Annotated in this window: 13 protein-coding genes, 1 tRNA gene and 9 pseudogenes; 14 read left to right on the forward strand and 9 right to left on the reverse strand. The window is 59.8% G+C overall.

The genetic code is table 11. The annotated features are described in order from the left end of the window. The first annotated feature begins 28 nt into the window (after nt 1–28). The 11 genes and pseudogenes from CES87_RS20115 (at nt 29) to CES87_RS20155 (ending at nt 8,271) form a co-directional block, all read left to right on the forward strand. Nucleotides 29–550: an amino acid ABC transporter permease gene (locus CES87_RS20115; RefSeq protein WP_256591010.1), complete on the forward strand. Its 522-nt coding sequence runs from the start codon at nt 29–31 to the stop codon at nt 548–550. Beyond that, entirely contained in the window at nt 550–699 is a 150-nt protein-coding gene (locus CES87_RS33400; RefSeq protein WP_256591011.1) for a hypothetical protein, read from the forward strand. Before CES87_RS20115 ends, CES87_RS33400 begins: the two co-directional genes overlap by 1 nt. A gap of 10 nt (nt 700–709) precedes the next feature. Further along, nucleotides 710–1,375, forward strand: coding sequence for an amino acid ABC transporter permease (locus tag CES87_RS20120; protein WP_128607485.1), 666 nt, complete (start codon nt 710–712; stop codon nt 1,373–1,375). 37 nt (nt 1,376–1,412) lie between these two features. Beyond that, the gene (locus tag CES87_RS20125; RefSeq protein WP_128607486.1) at nt 1,413–2,294 is read left to right on the forward strand and encodes a dihydrodipicolinate synthase family protein; all 882 of its coding nucleotides are present in this window, start codon (nt 1,413–1,415) and stop codon (nt 2,292–2,294) included. A gap of 73 nt (nt 2,295–2,367) precedes the next feature. Continuing rightward, nucleotides 2,368–3,411: a 4-hydroxyproline epimerase gene (locus tag CES87_RS20130; RefSeq protein ID WP_128607487.1), complete on the forward strand. Its 1,044-nt coding sequence runs from the start codon at nt 2,368–2,370 to the stop codon at nt 3,409–3,411. Then, nucleotides 3,374–4,704: pseudogene (locus CES87_RS20135) on the forward strand (NAD(P)/FAD-dependent oxidoreductase). Before CES87_RS20130 ends, CES87_RS20135 begins: the two are co-directional and overlap by 38 nt. Next, nucleotides 4,701–6,179 (forward strand): annotated as a pseudogene (locus CES87_RS20140) (aldehyde dehydrogenase family protein). The pseudogenes CES87_RS20135 and CES87_RS20140 overlap by 4 nt, the downstream one beginning before the upstream one ends. Nucleotides 6,180–6,214: 35 nt before the next feature. Continuing rightward, nucleotides 6,215–7,278, forward strand: a pseudogene (locus CES87_RS20145) (proline racemase family protein). Between the two features lie 112 nt (nt 7,279–7,390). Beyond that, a pseudogene (locus CES87_RS33405) lies at nt 7,391–7,456 on the forward strand (hypothetical protein); the annotation flags it as partial. Nucleotides 7,457–7,710: 254 nt separating this feature from the next. Continuing rightward, nucleotides 7,711–7,971, forward strand: coding sequence for an FCD domain-containing protein (locus CES87_RS33410; RefSeq protein ID WP_256591013.1), 261 nt, complete (start codon nt 7,711–7,713; stop codon nt 7,969–7,971). A 225-nt stretch (nt 7,972–8,196) separates the two neighbouring features. Then, a tRNA-Gln gene (locus CES87_RS20155) sits at nt 8,197–8,271 on the forward strand. Between the two features lie 263 nt (nt 8,272–8,534). Here the strand turns inward: CES87_RS20155 and CES87_RS20160 are convergent. The 3 genes and pseudogenes from CES87_RS20160 to CES87_RS20170 all read right to left on the reverse strand — a co-directional run bounded on the left by CES87_RS20160 (nt 8,535) and on the right by CES87_RS20170 (nt 10,117). Next, nucleotides 8,535–8,989, reverse strand: a pseudogene (locus CES87_RS20160) (MarR family winged helix-turn-helix transcriptional regulator). A 147-nt stretch (nt 8,990–9,136) separates the two neighbouring features. Further along, nucleotides 9,137–9,586: pseudogene (locus CES87_RS20165) on the reverse strand (Ohr family peroxiredoxin). A gap of 78 nt (nt 9,587–9,664) precedes the next feature. Next, the gene (locus CES87_RS20170; protein WP_128607488.1) at nt 9,665–10,117 is read right to left on the reverse strand and encodes an Ohr family peroxiredoxin; all 453 of its coding nucleotides are present in this window, start codon (nt 10,115–10,117) and stop codon (nt 9,665–9,667) included. Between the two features lie 393 nt (nt 10,118–10,510). Between CES87_RS20170 and CES87_RS20175 the strand changes: the two are divergent. Both CES87_RS20175 and CES87_RS20180 read left to right on the forward strand, forming a co-directional pair. Next, nucleotides 10,511–11,729, forward strand: a pseudogene (locus tag CES87_RS20175) (helix-turn-helix domain-containing protein). 36 nt (nt 11,730–11,765) lie between these two features. Then, the gene (locus CES87_RS20180; RefSeq protein WP_128607489.1) at nt 11,766–12,404 is read left to right on the forward strand and encodes a PQQ-binding-like beta-propeller repeat protein; all 639 of its coding nucleotides are present in this window, start codon (nt 11,766–11,768) and stop codon (nt 12,402–12,404) included. Nucleotides 12,405–12,645: 241 nt separating this feature from the next. On the opposite strand, the gene CES87_RS33415 is transcribed toward CES87_RS20180, so the two are convergent. Both CES87_RS33415 and CES87_RS33420 read right to left on the reverse strand, forming a co-directional pair. After that, nucleotides 12,646–12,831: a hypothetical protein gene (locus CES87_RS33415; RefSeq protein WP_256591014.1), complete on the reverse strand. Its 186-nt coding sequence runs from the start codon at nt 12,829–12,831 to the stop codon at nt 12,646–12,648. A 98-nt stretch (nt 12,832–12,929) separates the two neighbouring features. After that, nucleotides 12,930–13,223 carry a hypothetical protein gene (locus CES87_RS33420; RefSeq protein WP_256591015.1) on the reverse strand — a complete coding sequence of 98 codons (294 nt, stop codon included), beginning with the start codon at nt 13,221–13,223 and terminating at the stop codon, nt 12,930–12,932. Nucleotides 13,224–13,510: 287 nt separating this feature from the next. Between CES87_RS33420 and CES87_RS20190 the strand changes: the two genes are divergently transcribed. Beyond that, nucleotides 13,511–14,521 (forward strand): GlxA family transcriptional regulator, encoded by a 1,011-nt coding sequence (locus CES87_RS20190; RefSeq protein WP_178081457.1) that lies wholly within the window; start codon nt 13,511–13,513, stop codon nt 14,519–14,521. Nucleotides 14,522–15,145: 624 nt separating this feature from the next. Here CES87_RS20190 and CES87_RS20195 read toward each other — a convergent pair. The 4 genes and pseudogenes from CES87_RS20195 to CES87_RS20210 all read right to left on the reverse strand — a co-directional run bounded on the left by CES87_RS20195 (nt 15,146) and on the right by CES87_RS20210 (nt 18,852). Beyond that, nucleotides 15,146–16,005: pseudogene (locus CES87_RS20195) on the reverse strand (CAP domain-containing protein). A gap of 143 nt (nt 16,006–16,148) precedes the next feature. Next, nucleotides 16,149–16,787 (reverse strand): metalloregulator ArsR/SmtB family transcription factor, encoded by a 639-nt coding sequence (locus CES87_RS20200; RefSeq protein ID WP_128607490.1) that lies wholly within the window; start codon nt 16,785–16,787, stop codon nt 16,149–16,151. Nucleotides 16,788–16,804: 17 nt separating this feature from the next. Beyond that, nucleotides 16,805–17,434: a hypothetical protein gene (locus CES87_RS20205; protein ID WP_128607491.1), complete on the reverse strand. Its 630-nt coding sequence runs from the start codon at nt 17,432–17,434 to the stop codon at nt 16,805–16,807. 148 nt (nt 17,435–17,582) lie between these two features. Next, nucleotides 17,583–18,852, reverse strand: a pseudogene (locus tag CES87_RS20210) (OprD family porin). Nucleotides 18,853–18,904: the final 52 nt, after the last annotated feature.

Consider the following 18,904-nt stretch of genomic DNA (forward strand, 5'->3'; position numbering starts at 1 on the left):
TGATGCAACTGGATTTAGGAGCGCGATCATGAATTATCAATTCGACTTCAACTTTCTCCAGGGCAACTTCGGTCTGTTGTGGGAGGGCCTGAAAGTCACGCTGCAATTGGCGCTGGTGTCGAACATCGTCGGGCTGGTGCTGGGTTTTGGCCTGTGTCTGCTGACCTTGAGCCGCTGGTTTTTCCTGCGTTGGCCGGCACAGCTTTTCATTGAGTTTTTCCGCTGCACGCCAGTGCTGTTGCAGATCGTCTGGTTCTTCTATTGCGTGCCGATGCTCTTTGACGTGTTCATCGACCCGATCACCATGGGCGTGCTCGCCCTTGGGTTGAACTTGACAGCGTTCAACGCCGAAGCCTATCGGGCCGGCGTTCAGGCCGTGCCCCGTGAACACCTGGACGCCTGCGTCGCCCTGGGCCTGCGCCCCTGGCAGCGCACGCTCTACGTGATTCTTCCCCAGGCGTTGCGCAGTGCCGTGCCAGTGCTGATGACCAACGGTATCTCGATCCTGCAGCAGAGTGCCCTGGTGGCGATCGTGGCGGTGGGGACTTGATGTACGTCGGCAAAAGCATCGCCACCGAGGCTTACCGCCCGCTGGAAACCTACTCGCTGATCGCGCTCATCTACTTCGCCCTGTCGCTGCCCATCGCTCAGTTTGTGCAGTGGCTGGAACGGCGTCAGGACGCGGCGCTCGCGCGCTGAGGAGACTGTCATGAACCTTGATTTCACCGTGGTGCTTTCTTACTGGCAAGCCTTGCTGCAGGGGTTGGCGCTGACGCTGGCATTCACCGTCGGCTGCGCGATCCTGGGCAGTGTGTGCGGGTTCCTCCTGAGCCTGTTGCGCGCCAGCGGTCATCGCTGGTTAAGCGTGCCGGCCGGGCTGTATGTGGAACTGTTCCGCGGAACACCGTTGTTGATTCAGCTGTTCTGGGTGTTTTTCTGTTTCCCGGTGGTATTCGGCGTTGATATCCCGCCCTACCTGTCGGTGCTGCTGGCGCTGACTCTGTACATGACCGCAATCACCAGCGAGACCTTCCGTGGCGCGCTCAAATCCATTCCTGGCGAGCAACACGATGCGTGCGTCGCGCTGGGTCTGGCTTCGTGGAATAAAACGGTCTTCGTGGTGTTTCCCCAAGCCTTGCTGCGCGGCATTCCGCCACTGCTCTCCAACGTGGTTTCGCTGTTCAAGGAGAGCGCGCTGATTTCCTCGGTGGGCATCGCCGACCTAATGTTCGTCGGCCAGAACATCTCCAACAGCACGGCCCGTCCGGTCGAGTTTCTCTCGGCAGTAGCTGTCATTTATTTCCTCGTGGCGTTCCCGCTGACCCGTCTGGTCGGCGTGGTCGAGACGCGGATGCTGCGTCGTTATGCGTACTAACCCCAACCCTCGTATCCAAATCCGTGGAGTGTCTGCAATGACTCAACTCAAAGGCATCCTGCCTGCTCTGGTCACACCGTTCGACAAGGCCGGCAAGGTCAATTACGACATGCTCTCCAATATCATCGAGTATCAACTCAAGGCAGGCGTCACAGGCTTCGTGCCGCTGGGTTCGACCGGTGAGTACTACGCGCTGACCAATGAAGAGCGTCGGCAGATTCTGGCCACCGTGCGTGAAGTGGTGGGTGACCGTGGTGTGCTGATTGCCGGTGCCAACGGCTCCTGCACCCGTGAGGTGATCGAGCAGGTCAAACAGACCCGCGATGCCGGCTATACCAACTTGCTGATCGCGCCGCCGTACTACGCATTGCCGTCCCAGGAAGAGCTGATCGGTCACTACCAGGCCATTCTCGATGCCGCACCGGACATCAATGTGGTGTTGTACAACTACCCGATACGCACCAACGTTGAAGTCGGCTTCGGCGTGCTGGAAGCGTTCAAGGACAACAAACGCGTGATTGCGATCAAGGAAAGCAGCGGCAACCTGCTGCGCGCCATCGAGATCGGCAACACCTACAAGGACAACTATCAGCTGTCTTGCGGCTCCGACGACCAGGCCCTCGACTTTTTCCTGTGGGGCGCGACCAGCTGGATCTGCGGTCCGGCCAACTGCCTGACCCAACAGGTCTGCGACTTCTACAGCAAATACACCACTGGCGACCAGGACGGTGCCCAGGCCATCGTGCGTTCGCTGTTCCCGGTATTGGCCGACATGGAATCAGGCAAATTCATTCAGAAGGTCAAGTACGGCTGTGAGTTGGCAGGTTTCGATGCCGGCAATGCACGGATGCCGTTGCAACCGCTGACCACCGAGGAGAAGGCCGGTTTCCGCAAGGCTTTTGAACTGGCCATGCGCTGATAAATGACTGCCTGATGGTGTCTGCCGCGCCGGTCGCCACGCAGGCCGGTGCGGCTCTACGGAGTGAGATGAGATGACCCGACACGTATTCAACTGCATTGAAGGCCACACAGAGGGAATGCCTGTACGCATGGTGATCGCCGGAGCCCCGCAGCTCAAAGGCACAACCATGAGCGAGCGGCGTGAACATTTCGTGGCGCAATACGACTGGATCCGCCGCACGTTGATGCTCGAACCGCGAGGCCATTCGCACATGTCGGGCACGATCTTCTATCCGCCGATGCGCGAGGACAGTGACTTCAGTCTGTTGTTCATCGAAACCTCCGGTTGTCTACCGATGTGCGGGCATGCCACGTTGGGCTCAATAACCTTCGCGCTGGAGTCCGGGCTGATCGAGCCAAAAATACCGGGAACGGTGGTGGTGGATGTTCCGGCCGGGCAGATTCACGCCACTTACACCCGCAGCGGCGAAAAAATCAGTTCGGTGTGTTTCACCAACGTTCCGTCGTTCCTGTTGCACCGCGACCTGACCATCGACTTCCCGCCACTGGGGTCGTTGAAGGTCGACATTGCCTACGGCGGCAACTTTTATCCGATTATCGAAGTGCAACCCAACTATCCGGGTTGTGAGCATTTCAGCCCGCAGCAACTGCTGGAATGGGGGCGCGAAATACAGGATCTGATCAACCGGTCTGTGGAGGTGGTTCATCCGCAAAATCCGGCGATCAGAGGCGTCAACCACTGCATGTGGACAGGTTCGCCACTGTCGGACGAGTCTCAGGGAAGGGCGGTGGTCATTGCCGGTGCGAGTCTTATCGATCGCTCCCCCTGCGGCACCGGCAGCTCGGCCCGGGTCGCCCAGCGCTTTGCCCGCGGCTGGCTGGCCGCAGGCTCGGCCTATCGCCATGAAAGCCTCATTGGCAGTTTTTTCATCGGTCGTGTCGCACAGCAGCTTGAATTGGAGGACGGCCGCGCTGCGATTCGCCCCAGTATCGAAGGACGGGCGTGGATCACCGGGCGCGCGGAGTTTATTGTCGACGATACCCAACCCTGGTGGGACGGCTTCAGCCTGGAAGATTATGCCGCTCCAGCCTCAGCTCAAGAGACCTCCCTATGACGCCTATGCAGTCCGTTGCACAAACACCTGCCCAGCTGGAAAAGGCTGTCGTGGTCGGCGGGGAATCGTTGGCGTCTGTTGTGCCCTTTATCTGCAACGGGAAGGTTATGCGGTCACTTTGGTCGACCCGGCTGCGGCGGGCGACAGCACTGCCAAGTGGAGTTGCGGGCAGATGGCGGTCGGCGAAGTCATTCCGCTGTCCAAACCTGGGATTCTGAAAAAAATACCGGGTTGGCTGCTCGATCAGAAAGGGCCGCTGGCGCTCAGGCCCAGTGCCTTGCCAGGCATTCTGCCGTGGTTTCTGCGTTTTCTGGCCTGTGCCCGGCGCTCGAAGATCGCCGAGATTGCCCAGGACATGGCGACCCTCACGCATCATGTCTTCGAAGACTATGCGCCTTTGTTGGAGGCTTGCCCGGACAAGACGCTGATGGGCGAGCGGCCGATTATCGAGGTATTCGATACGCCTTCAGGCATCGAGCACGAACGTGATCATCTGGAGCTGCGCAAGGCGCTGGGTTTCAAGTCACAAGTGCTGGACGCCGGCGCAATTGCCGATCTTGAACCGTCGCTGTCCGGCAAATTCAGCCATGGCCTGTTGTTTTCGGATTGGCGCGCAGTCAGCGATACCAAAGGGTTTATCGCCGCACTGACCCAGAGCTTTATCGATCAGGGCGGGGTTCGGGTGCGTGGGCAGGTCAAACGTATCGACGAAGTGGCTGATCGTGCCAGCGGCGTCACGCTTGCCAACGGTGAACGCTTGGCCGCCGATCATGTGGTGATCGCGGCCGGGACGGGCTCTCGGCAGTTTTTCGAGCAACTCGGTGCCCAGGTTCCGCTGGCCGGGATTGCCGGTTATCAAGTGTTGCTGCCCAATCCGGGAGTGGAGATTCGTCACTCGGTGATCTATGCCGATGGCGGCTTTTGCTTCAGCCCGATGACTCGTGGCCTGCAGATCGGTGGGACCATCGAGTTTGCAGGCCGAATGCCGAGCCCAACTTCAAGCGTGCCGACATCATTCTCGAGAAGGCCCGCAAGATCCTTCCCCGACTGCAACTGGACAACATCGAATACGGCGTCGGCTACCGTCCATTTCTGCCCGACACCAAACCCGTCATCGACCGTAGCGCCCGTTTGTCGAATGTGTTCCTGGCGTTCGGCCACGGCCAGCTCGGCCTGACCCTGGGCGCCACCACCGGACGCCTTATTACCGACATGGTCGCCGGGCGCACACCCGCCCAAGACCTGAGCCCTTTTAACGCCAAGCGTTTTGCCCTTGTTGGAGGCCATGCATGAAATCCCGTGACCAGCTCTATATCGACGGCCAGTGGGTCCGCCCAAAGCATGGCGGCACTTTTGCCACGATTGATCCGGGCAACGAGTCGGTTATCACCCAGGTCGCTGCCGGTACTGCAGAAGATATTGATCTGGCGGTAAACGCCGCGCGCCGTGCGTTTGATGACGGTCCATGGCCGCAAATGACCGGCGCCGAGCGTGCGACGATTCTGCGGGCCATCGCCAGCGGCATTCGCGAACGTCAGCAAGAGTTGGCCGAACTTGAAGTGCGGGACAACGGCAAACCCCTGCCTGAAGCCCTGTGGGACATCGGTGATACGGCGGGCTGCTTTGATTTCTATGCCGACCTTGCCGCCGGCCTTGATGGTCATCGCGAGCAGAATATTTCGCTGGCCGACGAGCGTTTCAGTTCAATCGCTCGCAAAGAGCCGGTGGGTGTCGCCGGGGCGATCATCCCCTGGAATTTCCCGATGCTGATGGCCGCCTGGAAAGTCGCGCCGGCACTGGCCGCCGGCTGCTGCATGGTGCTCAAACCTCGGAGCTGACGCCGCTGACGGCGCTGGAACTGGCGGACATTGCCCATCAGGCCGGTTTGCCTGCCGGTGTGCTCAATGTCGTGACTGGCCTCGGTGCGGATGCAGGTGCACCCTGAGCGAGCACCCGGGTATCGACAAACTGGCGTTTACCGGCAGCGTTCCCACCGGCACGCGGATCATGCAAGCCGCGGCCCGGGATATCAAAAACGTCAGCCTGGAACTGGGCGGCAAGTCACCCTTCATCATCTTCGATGACAGCGATATCGAAGCGGCGGTCGAATGGATCATGTTCGGGATTTCTGGAATCAGGGCGAGGTGTGTTCGGCAACCTCAAGAGTGTTGGTGCAGCGGGATTTGTATGAGCCGCTGCTCAAGCGTCTGGTCGAACAGACCCAAAGCCTGAACATTGGTAACGGCATGCACGAAGGCGTATTGCTCGGACCTCTGGTCAGTCGCGGTCAATATGACAAGGTGCTGCAAGCCATCGCCCGTGGTCGGGAGGAGGGCGCCACGCTGCTCACCGGTGGCACGCGTCCGGCGAACTGCGACAAGGGTTATTTCCTGACGCCGGCGATCTTTGCCGATGTGCCAGAGGACAGCTGGATCTGGAACGAGGAGATCTTCGGGCCCGTGGTGTGCGTGCGCCCTTTCGACGATGAAGCCCAGGCATTGCGCAGTGCCAACGACTCGCGCTTCGGCCTCGCCGCCGCTGTGATGTCGCGCGACCTGGTCAGAGCCGAACGCGTCGCTCGTCGCCTGCGCGCGGGTATCGTCTGGATCAATTGCTCGCAACCGACCTTTACCGAAGCCCCCTGGGGTGGCTACAAACAAAGCGGTATAGGCCGTGAGCTGGGAGAGTGGGGCTTGAACAATTACCTGGAAACCAAGCAGATCACCCGCTATGACAGTGAGCAGCCATGGGGCTGGTACATCAAGTAAAGGAGCCTGCCATGCGCTGGAAGAAAACGCTGCAAATGGCCGATGTGCACTGCGAAGGCGAGATCGGCAAGGTCATCACCGGCGGGGTCATTGATATTCCCGGCAAGACCATGCTCGACAAGATGAACTACATCAACGAAGTCGACGATAGCCTGAGAAGGCTGGTGATTCTCGAGCCGCGCGGTTGCCTGCAAATGTCGGTGAACCTGCTGTTGCCACCGACCAGGCCCGAAGCACAGGCGGGATTTATCGTGCTACAGGCGGACAAGGCGCACCCGATGTCGGGCAGTAATTGCATCTGTGTGGTGACGGCCTTGCTGGAACTGGGCATGGTGCCGATGGAAGAGCCCATGACCACCGTGGTGCTGGATACGCCGGCCGGTCTGGTGACGGCTCGCGCTGTCTGCGAGGACGGGCGCTGCCAACGCGTGTCCCTGGATATGGTGCCGTCCTTTGTCGAACAGCTGGACGCGCCGATCCAGACTCCCGAGTTCGGTTTGATCAAGGCTGACATCGCTTTCGGCGGCGTTTACTACGCCTTGATTGACGTTGACCAGGTCGGTTTGACCATCGCCCCCCAGAACGCACGAGCACTGGCAACGCAGGGTGTGCGCTTGAAAGGGCTGATCAACGAGCAAGTGAACATCAGTCACCCGTTATTCAAGGAACTCAACGAGGTGGCCTATGTGATGTTCCGTCATCGACTCGACGCGAAGACATACCAGACCTGTACCACGCTACCTCCGGGACGGGTTGACCGCTCGCCCTGCGGACCGGCAGTTCAGCTAACCTTGCAACTCTCAGCGCCCGGGGCCTGGTGGATGTTGGTGACAAGCTCACCTCGCGATCCACCATCGGCGGCGAGTTCGCGGTCGAGTTGCTGGGCCTGACGGAAGTCGGTGGCAAACCGGCGGTGCTGCCGAGAATCACCGGGCGTGCCTGGATATATGGGCTACACCAGATCGGCGTCGACCCGGATGATCCCCTGGCAGCAGGCTTCATGCTGAGCGATACCTGGGGTGAGGGTTTTAACTATTCCCGGGCCAGTGTTAAAGTTGCGGGCTGGTTGGATGACTGGCCTGCATCACTGAGAACATGATCCTATGAGCAAAGAAACGTCCGAAGTCGCCAGTGGTGCGAAACGCCATGGCGGTCGCTATATCTACGAAGAACTGCGCAAGCAGATCCTGACGCTCAAGCTCAAGCCCGGCATGCCGCTGGACGAGGTGTCGCTGGCGGCGCAATTCGGGCTTTCCCGCTCGCCGGTGCGTGATGCGCTGGCGCGTTTGATCAGTGAGGGGCTGGTCACCATCCTGCCTAACCGCACGACGTTGGTGACACCGTTCGAAATCGAAGAATTCCCCAACTACATTTCCGCTCTGGATCTGATTCAGCGCGCGGTGACCCGCCTGGCGGCACTGCAACGCACCGATGAAGACCTGCAGCGCATTCGCAACGCTGACGCGGCTTATCTGGAAGCGGTTGATAGCGGTGATTTCAGGCCATGTCCGAGGCCAACAAGGCCTTTCACATGGCGATTGCCGAGGCCGGGAAAAATCCGTACTTCATCAGTTACTACGAAAAACTGCTGGGAGAAGGCCAGCGCCTGTTGCATTTGCACTTCGACTACATCGTCAGCGCCGCCGCCAGGACCAATACCCGGCTAGGTCGCGACCACGATGAAATCGTCAATGCCATCGCGGCCGGTAAGCCTGACGAAGCCGAACAGGCTGCGCACGAGCATACGATGCTGTTCCAGCGCCGTTTCCTGGCGTATTTGCAGCAAACCTGACCGAAAAAATGTCGGTTGTTTAAGTGGCGCTAACGGTGAGATTGTCTGCTTTGCCCGCTATTCTCGGTTTCGAGTACAACAAGTGGCTGTTTTAAAAGAAAAAATATGGGCAATGGGGCTTCCCAGACGAAACAAAAGTTGATAAATTTCCGCGCATTCCAGCACAGGCCATTAAACAGGCTGTGAATCAGGAGTCGAGTGCCAGGCACTCATCGCAACATTTGCAGGGGCGTCGCCAAGCGGTAAGGCAGCAGGTTTTGATCCTGCCATGCGTTGGTTCGAATCCAGCCGCCCCTGCCATCTTCAAGAAACGCCAGTCTCGATCGGGACTGGCGTTTTTTTATGCCCGCAGAGGTGGCCTGACAGCCTGCCTGATTTTGCGGGTACACCCAATCCCTTGTAGGAGCTGGCTTGCCAGCGAAGGCGGCCTGACAGCCTGCCTGATTTTTAGGAATGTACCTCGACGTTGCAGGAGCAATGCTTGCTCGCGATGGACGTCCAGACAACGCAATCATTCAGACAGCACGCGTTATCGTTGGCGCCCATCGCGAGCAAGCTCGCTCCTACCGGGTATTCGTCATCCGAATAAGGTTGTTGCGCAGCGCCACGACGGCCTTTTGCATGTTCACAAAGTCATCAGGGTCAAGGCCGGTTTGCGGGAAGCCATCTTCCGTCAGGCCTTCGCGCAGTTTTCGACCTTCCTTCGTCAGGCTGATGCGCACCTGGCGTTCGTCTGCCGGGTCGCGCTGGCGCATCAGATAGCCCATAGCCTCGAGTTTTTCAGGATCGGCGTCAGGGTGTTGGATTCCAGAAACAGCTTTTCACCGAGGCTGCCAACGGTCTGGTTGTCTTCCTCCCACAGTGCAACGAGGGTGATGTATTGCGTATAGGTCAGGCCGAGCCGTTCGAGCATTGGCTTGTAGGCCTTGCCGAACGCCAGGTTGGTGGAATAGACCGCAAAACACAGGAAGTCGGAGAGCTTTAGATCCAGGGCGGATGGCTTGTCGGTGGTTTTCATGGACGTTCTCTTTGGCCAATCTTGCGAGACTGGAACTATACGTCGGATGCGATGGTATCGGAAGAGCTCGAATCCCTGGTTCAAGCCATGTAAAGACCGACAGCCGGTTCGCCGGGGAAATCCCTGGCGAACCGGCCGTGGGGCGAGTTACGCGGTGACGACATTCAGGGCGACATCAATATTGCCGCGGGTTGCCTTGGAGTACGGGCAGATGGAGTGCGCGATGTGTGCTATTTCGGTGGCAACGTCCTGTGGCAGGCCCGGTGCGCTCAGGGTCAGGCGAGCCTGGATGAAGTACTCCGCGCCGGTCTGGCCCAAATCAACCTCGATATCGACCGCCACATCCGCTGCAGTGTCACTTTCATTTGTTGGGCCGCAAGGCCGACGGCAGCGATGTAGCAGGCCGACCACGCCCCGGCGAACAGTTGCTCGGCTTTGGGGTGCGGCTGGACGCCGGTGAACACGTGCGCCGGTGTTGCGCTGCCGGGCGACGACAGTTCGATGTCGAGGCTGCCGTTATGGCCGCGCGAGGTGTTGCCGGCGCTGCTGTGGGTGGTATGGGTTTGCCGCTGGCCAGTACTTTTCGATCTTGCTCATGATGATTTCCTCAGGTTTACAACTTGTGTTGATCGCATGCGTATGTATCGCATGCGATATATGTGCTGGAATTACAAATCACGCCGTAATAACGTTCAGGGCAACGTCGATATTGCCGCGTGTTGCTTTGGAGTAGGGGCAGATGGAATCTGCGATGTGCGCCAGTTCGGTCGCAACATCATGTGCCAGCCCCGGCACACGCAGGGTCAGTCGGGCCTGAAGGAAGTAGGCCGGACCAGTCTGGCCCACGTCGACTTCGATGTCGACGGCCATATCCGCTGGCAGCACGATGTTGCGTTCCTGTGCGACCAGCCCGACGGCGGCGGTGTAGCAGGCCGACCATGCGCCGGCGAACAGTTGCTCGGCTTTCGGGTGTGGCTGGGTGGCGGTAAACACGTGGGTCGGTGAGGTATCGCCAGGAGACGAGAGCTCGATGTCGAGGTTGCCGTTATGGCCGCGCGACGTGTAGCCAGCGCGGCTGAGGGTGGTGTGGGTTTTGCCGGAAGCCAGGACTTTTTCGATCTTGCTCATGGGGTAAATCCTCGATGGTGCGCTTGGGTTTGATTTAGTGTCGTGTGCGTTTAGATCGCATCCGATGGAAATAATATTCCCGCAGAACCGGATCGGCGTCAAGGGGTATTTGTGTACCTTGGCGACGAGTGGTCGGGAGGCGTACCCCTGTAGGAGCCGGCTTGCTGGCGAAGACGTCAGTCCAGTCGACAATGCAGTGCCTGACCCACCGCCATCGCCAGCAAGCCGGCTCCTACAATTGATGGCGTTCATAAGGCAGGTGTCTAACATAGATCCTGTGGGAGCTGGCTTGCCTGCGATGGCGTCAGCACCAGCACAGAAAGTCTCGAATAGCCTCAGATAGACTCAACAACGACTATCCGACAATGGAGTGCCCCCCATGGCAGGACTGCAATGGACTCGCTGATCACAGCCGCAGCACAAGCACTGGCATCTGGCGATCCGCTCGGCGCGCTGGACTGCGTGGCGCTGCGCGAGGATGCACCGGCGTTGCGCTGCGCGGGATCGCCATGGCGCAACTGGGTGATCTGGTGCGGGCCAGGGCGCTGGTGCGTCGGGCGGCGCGGGCCTTCGGGCCGAAAGAGGCGGTAGCGCGGGCGCGGTGCATTGTCGCCGAAGCCGAGATCGCATTGGCGACCCGGGACCTTGGCTGGCCCGTGAAAGCGCTCGACGCGGCGCGGCTCACGCTGGAGGCTCACGGTGATTGGGTGAACGCTGCCCATGCGCAGTATCTGGACATCCGCCGCCTGTTGCTGATCGGGCAGCTGGATGAGGCCCAGGAAAAACTCGCTCGACTTGACCCGGCAACCATGCCGCCGCCACTGCGGGCCACCCATGAACTGGTGGCGGCGGGGATCGCCATGCGGCACCTGCATTCGCAAACAGCGCGTGCAGCTCTTGCCAGGGCCGAAATCGCCGCCCGGCAGTCCGCCATTCCCGCACTGTTGGCGGAAGTCGACAATGCCGTGCGGATGCTCGACAGTCCCGCCGCATGTTTGCTGGCCCAAGGTGAAGAACGACCTTTGTTGCTCGACGAAGTCGAAGCGTTGCTTAACTCGACATCGCTGGTGGTGGACGCCTGTCGATACGTCGTGCGTGGCGCCGGCATGTCGGTGTCTTTATCGACACGACCGATCCTGTTCACTCTCGTGCGAACTTTGGCGCAAGCCTGGCCAGATGATGTGCCGCGGGAAATACTCATCGCCCGGGCCTTTCGCTTGAAACTCAGCGATGAATCCCATCGTGCCCGTTTGCGGGTCGAAATCGGCCGGCTGCGCGCGGCGTTGAAACCCTTGGCCGGCGTAGTCCCAACCAAACGCGGCTTTGCATTGGTCCCGCAGGTTTCTCCCGACGTTGTGCTGCTCACACCGCCGGTCGAAGAAAAATACGCAGCGGTATTCGCCTTGCTCAGCGACGCAGAGTCGTGGTCCAGCTCAGCCCTGGCACTGGCGCTTGGGAACAGCCAGCGCACCGTGCAACGGACCCTCGATACGCTGGCAGCCCAGGGAAAGGTACAGTCGTTCGGCCATGGTCGGGCACGCCGCTGGCTGACACCCCAGTGCCCGGTTTCGCGACGACCTTGTTACTCCCCGTTCCGCTGCCCGGTGGCTAGGATGAACGCCACTAACCCCTGTTGAGGAACACCAACATGAAACAGTCAGCCGCCGAAATCATTCGAGAATATGGTCCCTTCGAAGGTGTCGACGATGTACACGGCCTCACCTGGGACGGTCAGCAGGTGTGGTTTGCAACCACCGATAAGTTGCACGCACTGGACCCCGAAAGCGGCAAGACCCTGCGCACGATCGATGTCGCGGCCCATGCCGGCACCGCATTCGATGGCAAGCATCTGTTCCAGATCGCCGAGGACCGTATCCAGAAAGTCGACCCTCAGACCGGCCGCGTACTCTCCACGATTCCGGCCCCCGGTGGTGGCAACGACTCGGGGCTGACATGGGCGGAAGGCTCGCTGTGGGTCGGGCAGTATCGGGAGCGGAAAATCCATCAGATCGATCCCGAGAGCGGGGCGATACTGCGCACCCTCGAATCCAACCGGTTTGTCACCGGTGTGACCTGGGTCGAAGACGCGCTATGGCACGGCACGTGGGAAGGGGATGAAAGCGAATTGCGCCACATCGATTCGAAAACCGGCGAGGTGCTGGAAAGCCTGAAGATGCCGCCCGGCATCGGTGTGTCGGGGCTTGAATCCGACGGTGGCGAGCGGTTTTTCTGTGGGGGTGGCAGCAGTGGGCGGGTGAGGGCGGTGCGTCGGCCGACTGACGCCTGAGGTCAGCCCGTTTGCGTGAAAAAAGGGGATTTTTTTGCCACTGGAGTAGGAAAAAGAGAGAAATAATTCCCTTTTTTTTTTTCTTTCAGCATCGCGAATACATCGACAGTGCGTCGCGCATTGAAGCTGCCAACGACCTGATGGTCAGTGCCGGTCGAGACATCACTAGCACTGGCAGTGTGCTGAGCAGCGGGCGCGGCCTCCAAATAGCGCGAATCCGCAAGAAATACGACGTCTGTCGTTAAAGCGGCGGCGGCAAAGGCACTTCCGAAAAAGGTTCAGGCACCACGTAATCGTAATCCTTCAGTTGTTTGACCAGCCCCCAATAGTTTTGCAGGGGAATGGTCCGGGCCGGTTTCTCCAGGTCGTTGCCGAAGAAGTTTTCCCAGTGCCCCACCAGAACCCGTCGCGGCCGGTGCCTCGCCAACTCGGGTCCTTGCTGTTGCTGATCTGGGCGCGGCCAGGCACGACGGTGTGCACCTCGGGTATGTCGGCGTGCAAGATGTGGCGGACAGTTTCCGAGCCTTAGACGATGGCGTTTGGTGTCTTGCTCCTCACTACATGAGCGACATCCAGCAAGTGGTCGTAGTGGGCGTGGCCGACCAGCAGCATCTTCACATCCGTTGCAACAGGCATGTACTGGTCGATCTTCGCAGTGTTTGCTTGCACCGTGAGCGCGGGAAATCCCGTAATGCCCAGGCTTGCCGGGTTGCTGAAAGACGGCGCCAGCAGCAAACCTTCGCGTTTCCAGTGCAGCAGCCAGCCGCCGACACCGAGGAACTGGATCTTCGGCTCGGTCAAGTTATGCAGATTGGACACCTTCAATCCCTGGCTTTCGGGGTGTGGGTGCAAGCCGTCAGCAAGAGCACAATGAGCACCACGGTCCTGCGCATGGGCGGGCCTGCGCGGATATCGCTTGGGCAAGCGTAGGCAGGGGCGATGAGTAGGTCCAGCGAGAGTGATTCACTTGCTCACGGGTTTGAATGTGCGTAAACAGGCTGCAACGAGCGATTTGGAGATCGCAGGCTTCAGTTCTGGTGGTCAGGAGTGGCAGGTATCAAGGCGTTAAATCACATGTTCGTCATCACGACGAAGCGAGGCGTGCGTTGGTAGAGCGACGTCAGTTCAGCGGTGGCATGAAGGGCAAGAACCTGCGCTATCTCAATGACCATGAAGGCCAGTCAGTCCGCGCCCGGGCAGGCTTTCTGCTGCTGGAACATTTCTCGTTGCCGGCGTTCACCCAAGCGCTCGATACGGTCATCACCGCCAACCTGCTGCGGCCCGAGTTGTTTTCAACGAAGACCTTTGGCTTGACTGAAGGGGAAGTGATCAGCGATCTGGGACTGGTGATTCGACCCGATGCCTGCCTCAGTCACGCCGAGATTCAGGAGCTGGACTTGCTGGTGGTGTGTGGCGGGTACCGCACCGCGCTCAAGGCCGACGAGGCGTTGATCAACCTCTTGCACGGGGCATCCGAACTGGGCGTGACTCTGGCGGGGGTGTGGAATGGCGCCTGGTTTCTCGGGCGCGCCGGTTTGCTGGATGGCTATCGCTGCGCGATCCACCCCGAACATCGCCCCGCACTGGCGGAAATCGCCAAGCTCACCCAAGTCACCAGCGAAGCCTATGTAGTGGACCGCGACCGCCTGACCGCCTCCAGTCCAAACGGTACGTTCTACATGGCGCTGGAATGGATCAGGGGTTTGCACGACAAGGCGTTGACCGACGGCATTGAAGATATTCTGGCATTCGAGGCTTCGCGTTACCGGCGTATAAAGCCCTCGCTGAATGCCTCGGTCTGTGGCCCGTTGCGTGAGGTGGTCAACCTGATGGACGCCAACCTCGAAGAGCCACTGGAGATGGAGGCACTCTGTGAATACGCGGGCCGCTCCCGGCGGCAGATCGAGCGCCTGTTCAAGGAACAACTGGGCACCACTCCGCAGCGCTATTACATGGACTTGCGGATCACTGAAGCGCGGCGCTTGCTGCAGCACACCACGTTAAGCATCGTCGAAGTGTCGGTTGCCTGTGGTTTCGTTTCGCCCAGCCACTTCAGCAAGTGCTACAGCTCGTATTTCGGTTATCGGCCGTCCAAGGAAACACGGCTGGTCAAGTAAAGGCCGGTCTGGTTCGCAAACCGTGATTTTGTGGGGCAACTAACATCCACAAATCTGTAGGAGCCGGCTTGCTGGCGAACGCAACGACGCGGTGTGTCAGATACACCGCCTTCGCTGGCAAGCCAGCTCCTACAAGGCCTGCGCCATCCACCAAATCTGTAGGAGCCGGCTTGCTGGCGAACGCAACGACGCGGTGTGTCAGACACACTGCCTTCGCTGGCAAGCCAGCTCCTACAAGGCCTGCGCCATACACAAATCTGTAGGAGCCGGCTTGCTGGCGAACGCAGCGACGCGGTGTGTCAGACATACCGCCTTCGCTGGCAAGCCAGCTCCTACAAGGCCTGCGCCATACACAAATCTGTAGGAGCCGGCTTGCTGGCGAACGCAGCGACGCGGTGTGTCAGACACACTGCCTTCGCTGGCAAGCCAGCTCCTACAAGGCCTGCGCCATACACAAATCTGTAGGAGCCGGCTTGCTGGCGAACGCAGCGACGCGGTGTGTCAGACATACCGCCTTCGCTGGCAAGCCAGCTCCTACAAGGCCTGCGCCATACACAAATCTGTAGGAGCCGGCTTGCTGGCGAACGGAGCGACGCGGTGTGTCAGATAACGATCAATCGTCCCTCACTGCGCCCCAAACATCATCGTCCAATAAACCCCTCATCACTGCGCGCCTCAGTCGCGTAACCCGCACCGACCTGGGTAAACATCGGATTCATCAAATTCGCGCAATGCCCGGGACTGGCCAGCCAGCCGGCCATCGCCTTGCCCGGTGAACCCTGGCCGGCTGCAATGTTTTCGCCAATCTGGCGACCACGGAAACCCGCAGCTCTCGCGCGGTCGGCGGCGGTGTCGCCATCGGTATCGCGGTGGGCGAAGTAATTACCGTAGGCCATCGCTTTGCTGTGTCCTTGAGCCGCAGCACCAAGGTTGGCGTTCCAGGCCAGTGGCCGGGCGGCGGCGAAGCGCTGGCGACCGCACAGTCGCGGTTGGGACCGGGCGGCGTTGACCTGTGCCAGCAAAGTTTTGGCGACACTTCGCGTATCGCGCATTTGGCTGTCCATGACCGGCTGCGCCAGCACCACTTGCCATTCACCCCGGCTGCGACTGACGCCAACATCGGCGTATTGGCTATCGAGCAACGCGGCGCAGTGCTCACTCTGCAGCAGGTCGAAAGCCTCTTCGGCATCTTGCGCACCCTCCACTCGGATGCTGCGCACCGACACTGCCTGATACCCGTTAGCTTTCAACCTGTCGCGCAAGCCACCGCCATAACCGACCGGCAAAGCCAGGCTGGATTTCAGTGCCAGCGGCGACAAGCGTTGAGCGGGACGACGTTCGCAACCCAGGGGATGGGCGCGGTAATCATTAATGGCTTCCACCAGTTGTCGTTCCGCGCCGGCATGGGCGGGGTTGGCGAACAGGGGAAGCGAGGTCAGCAGGCACAGCGAAGTGAAGCGCAAGGCGAGGGCGGTTGGGCGCATGGGGCAGACAGCTCTGATGAGATGACGACGGTTGGGAGGAGGATCAATCGCCGGTTTAGACTGGCGCCCCGAAACTAGTTCAAGGGGCAGGAGGGGATATTTGCGGATGCGCTCATCCGACGAACGTATCTGGGGGGATGAGACTATTCGGTTTCAACATCCTGCACAGACTCGACCGGCCGCAGTTTGAAACGGCAGACATGCCCGCCGCGGACCATGCATTCGCTGTGCTCGACCTCACCACCGCCCAAGGTGCCGATCAGCGCAAGATCCAGTTCGCAGACAACCGGGTGGGCCGCGGCCAAGCGATGGAACACGCAATTGTGCGCAACAATCTGCGCATCGTCAGATGAGCGAAAGATCACCTCGGCTTCATAGCCCGCCTGATTCATGTGCTGCACGATCTTCGCTTCATCGACGACCTGCTGTTCGCGGTCCAGAGCCAGTTTGCGGCCCAGGCTGCGCATCAGCGTCGCCAGGGCTTCGGGACCGATGATGTCGGCCACTTCATCGATCAGCGCGCTGGCCAGTAGCTGATATTGGCGAGGGAATTGTTCCTTTGCATGGTCGGTGAGCCGATACAGCTGTTCCGGGCGTCGTCCTGTCGGACGGGTATCGCCGCGCAGCACCAGGCCGTCACGCTCCAGCGCCGCCAGATGCTGGCGAATCGCCGTGCGCGTGACTGCCAGGTGCTCAGCCAACTCGTCAATGCTCATGCCACCCCCGTGGTGCAGCAGCGCATTGAGCAAGTCCTGCTGTGTTCGGCCCAATCCTTCCAGCATGATGCGTCCTCGCGGTATCAGAACTTGTCAGGGAATTGCTTGACCAGAGCAGCGGTCAACGCGTCTGCCAGTGCCAGAATATGCGTGCGCATCATCGACCAGGTGCGTGCTTCGCCGGCGTAGTCGTGAGCAGCGAATTCATCGATCTGGGCAATGTGATGGCCGCCATGGGCCGACAGCATATTTACCAGCGTGGCCTCGGGCAGGTTGGGGTTGGCTCCGGCCAGGAATGCCGCAATCGCCTTGGCATTGCTGGTCAACTCCGTCACGGCGGCCTGCTTGCCCTTGGCGTCCTTGGCCACCGTGGCATCGCTGTAGTGTTTCACCGCGCCCCAATGACCGGCAAGCAACTTGAGCAGCTGATCGGCTGCTGGCTGGCCGTAAAGCGGCGCGATGCTGTTGGCGATTTTGGTGGCGTTATCGACCACTTGATCCGCCGCGACTTTGGCTTGTTTCTGATCGCCGGACTGGTTGGCGAGCGCGTAGGTTCTGATCCAGAAAATATGCTCGACCCACAAGTCGCGCAGTGCCAGGCGCGTGGTCAATGCAGGGCTATCGGCAGCAGTGGGAGAGGCGGCGGGCGTCTGGCTCCAGACCGGTTGCGCACAGAAAGCCAGCAGGATCAGAGCCAGGATTTTGATATTCATGACGGTACCCTCGTGTGGTGAGATGGTTCGACAATATCAGTTTAAGCATATAAATATGTTTTTATTGGTTTGAGCAAAAAGTCTCTGATCAACGGTCGTGAGCCCCCGGATTTTTCTCGAGAAAACCGGGGGCAGGCTTCAATTCAACTCACCACAACTTCCACGTGTAATCGACATTCACCCGCAGTTCATTGTCATCGCGGTGGCTGGCCTGTGGCGCGAAGTCGTTGCGGTACCAGGCGTTGCGCACGCGCAGGGCCAGGCCTTTGAGGGGCGTGCCTTGCAGCACGTAGGACAGCTCAATGTCCTTTTCGCTTTCCTTCAGGTTGGAACCACCCAGCTTGGGCAACTCGATGTTGTCGCCGCTCACGTAGCGCAGCATGCCGTTGAGGCCCGGCAGGCCCATGCCGACAAAGTTGTAGTCATAGCGCACCTGCCAGCTGCGCTCCTTGGGGTTGATAAACTCCGAGCTCAGCGTGCCTTCGGTGATGACCAGCGGCTCGGTGCCGAACAGGTAGGGCATAGCGGTTTTGCCAGTCAGTTGCATGTAACCGGCGCCGAATTTGTGCGCGCCCAGGCTGTAGGTCAGCATCAGCGCGGTATTGTGGTTGTCCACCGGGCCGGCCTTGGCTGCGCCGTCTTCGCCAGTGATGAACAGACGGAAGTCGCTTTTCAGGCTACCGGGTCCGATCGGGCGATTGTCGACAAAGCCATAGAAGTCCTTGCGATACAGGTCAGCGAGTTCGGCGTGGTAATACTTGAGTGTCAGTTGCGGCGACCAGGCGTAATCGCCGCCAAGGAACGAAAAACGGTCGGACTCTGCGGCGCCATTGAAGCGTCCGTTGGGCGAGGCCACCGACATTTTCTGGTAGTTGGTGGAGTCGCGCAGGTTGATGCGATCCAGCCAGCCGACGTGCAGGGTCAGGTTGTCGATTTCCTGGGATTTGAGGTAGACGCCGCGGAATGTCTGGGCAGCAAGCGGGTAGGGCTGGCAAAGGCAATCGGCAGGAAGGTGCTGATGGTGCCCAGTTGCAATTCGCTTTTCGACGCTTTGGCCTTGGCGGTGAGGCCCAGTTCTGAATATTCACTGGCCGGCTCGCGGGTGACGGGGTCGTACGGTAGCAAACCGGTGCCCCCACGATCAGGCGAAGAGTCCAGGCGCACCCCAGCAAACCCTTGGCGTCCAGGCCGAAGCCTACAGGACCGTCGGTGTAACCCGAGCGCAGGTTGAGGATGAAGCCTTGCGCCCACTCACGGGCGGCGGCCTGGGGCGTAGCGTTCAGGTAATTGCGATCGAAGTAATAGTTACGCAGCACCAGATCGGCACTGCTGTCATCGACAAAACCGCTGGCGCAAGCCTGGCCGATGGCAAAAACGCAGGCGCAGGCGCTCAGCGCCCCAAGAGAATTCCTGAGCATGGCAGTGTTCACTTTTATTGTTGTTGGATGAGCCCGCGTCTTCGCAACGCGG

Origin of the sequence: Pseudomonas sp. ERMR1:02 (assembly GCF_002277815.1) — a bacterium.
Classification (GTDB): domain Bacteria; phylum Pseudomonadota; class Gammaproteobacteria; order Pseudomonadales; family Pseudomonadaceae; genus Aquipseudomonas.

Bases quoted from the DNA above. Each gene is read 5' to 3' on its own strand.
- CES87_RS20115 (WP_256591010.1), top strand. From the start codon at position 29: ATGAATTATCAATTCGACTTCAACTTTCTCCAGGGCAACTTCGGTCTG.
- CES87_RS33400 (WP_256591011.1), top strand. From the start codon at position 550: ATGTACGTCGGCAAAAGCATCGCCACCGAGGCTTACCGCCCGCTGGAA.
- CES87_RS20120 (WP_128607485.1), top strand. From the start codon at position 710: ATGAACCTTGATTTCACCGTGGTGCTTTCTTACTGGCAAGCCTTGCTG.
- CES87_RS20125 (WP_128607486.1), top strand. From the start codon at position 1,413: ATGACTCAACTCAAAGGCATCCTGCCTGCTCTGGTCACACCGTTCGAC.
- CES87_RS20130 (WP_128607487.1), top strand. From the start codon at position 2,368: ATGACCCGACACGTATTCAACTGCATTGAAGGCCACACAGAGGGAATG.
- CES87_RS33410 (WP_256591013.1), top strand. From the start codon at position 7,711: ATGGCGATTGCCGAGGCCGGGAAAAATCCGTACTTCATCAGTTACTAC.
- CES87_RS20170 (WP_128607488.1), bottom strand. From the start codon at position 10,117: ATGAGCAAGATCGAAAAAGTCCTGGCTTCCGGCAAAACCCACACCACC.
- CES87_RS20180 (WP_128607489.1), top strand. From the start codon at position 11,766: ATGAAACAGTCAGCCGCCGAAATCATTCGAGAATATGGTCCCTTCGAA.
- CES87_RS20200 (WP_128607490.1), bottom strand. From the start codon at position 16,787: ATGCTGGAAGGATTGGGCCGAACACAGCAGGACTTGCTCAATGCGCTG.
- CES87_RS20205 (WP_128607491.1), bottom strand. From the start codon at position 17,434: ATGAATATCAAAATCCTGGCTCTGATCCTGCTGGCTTTCTGTGCGCAA.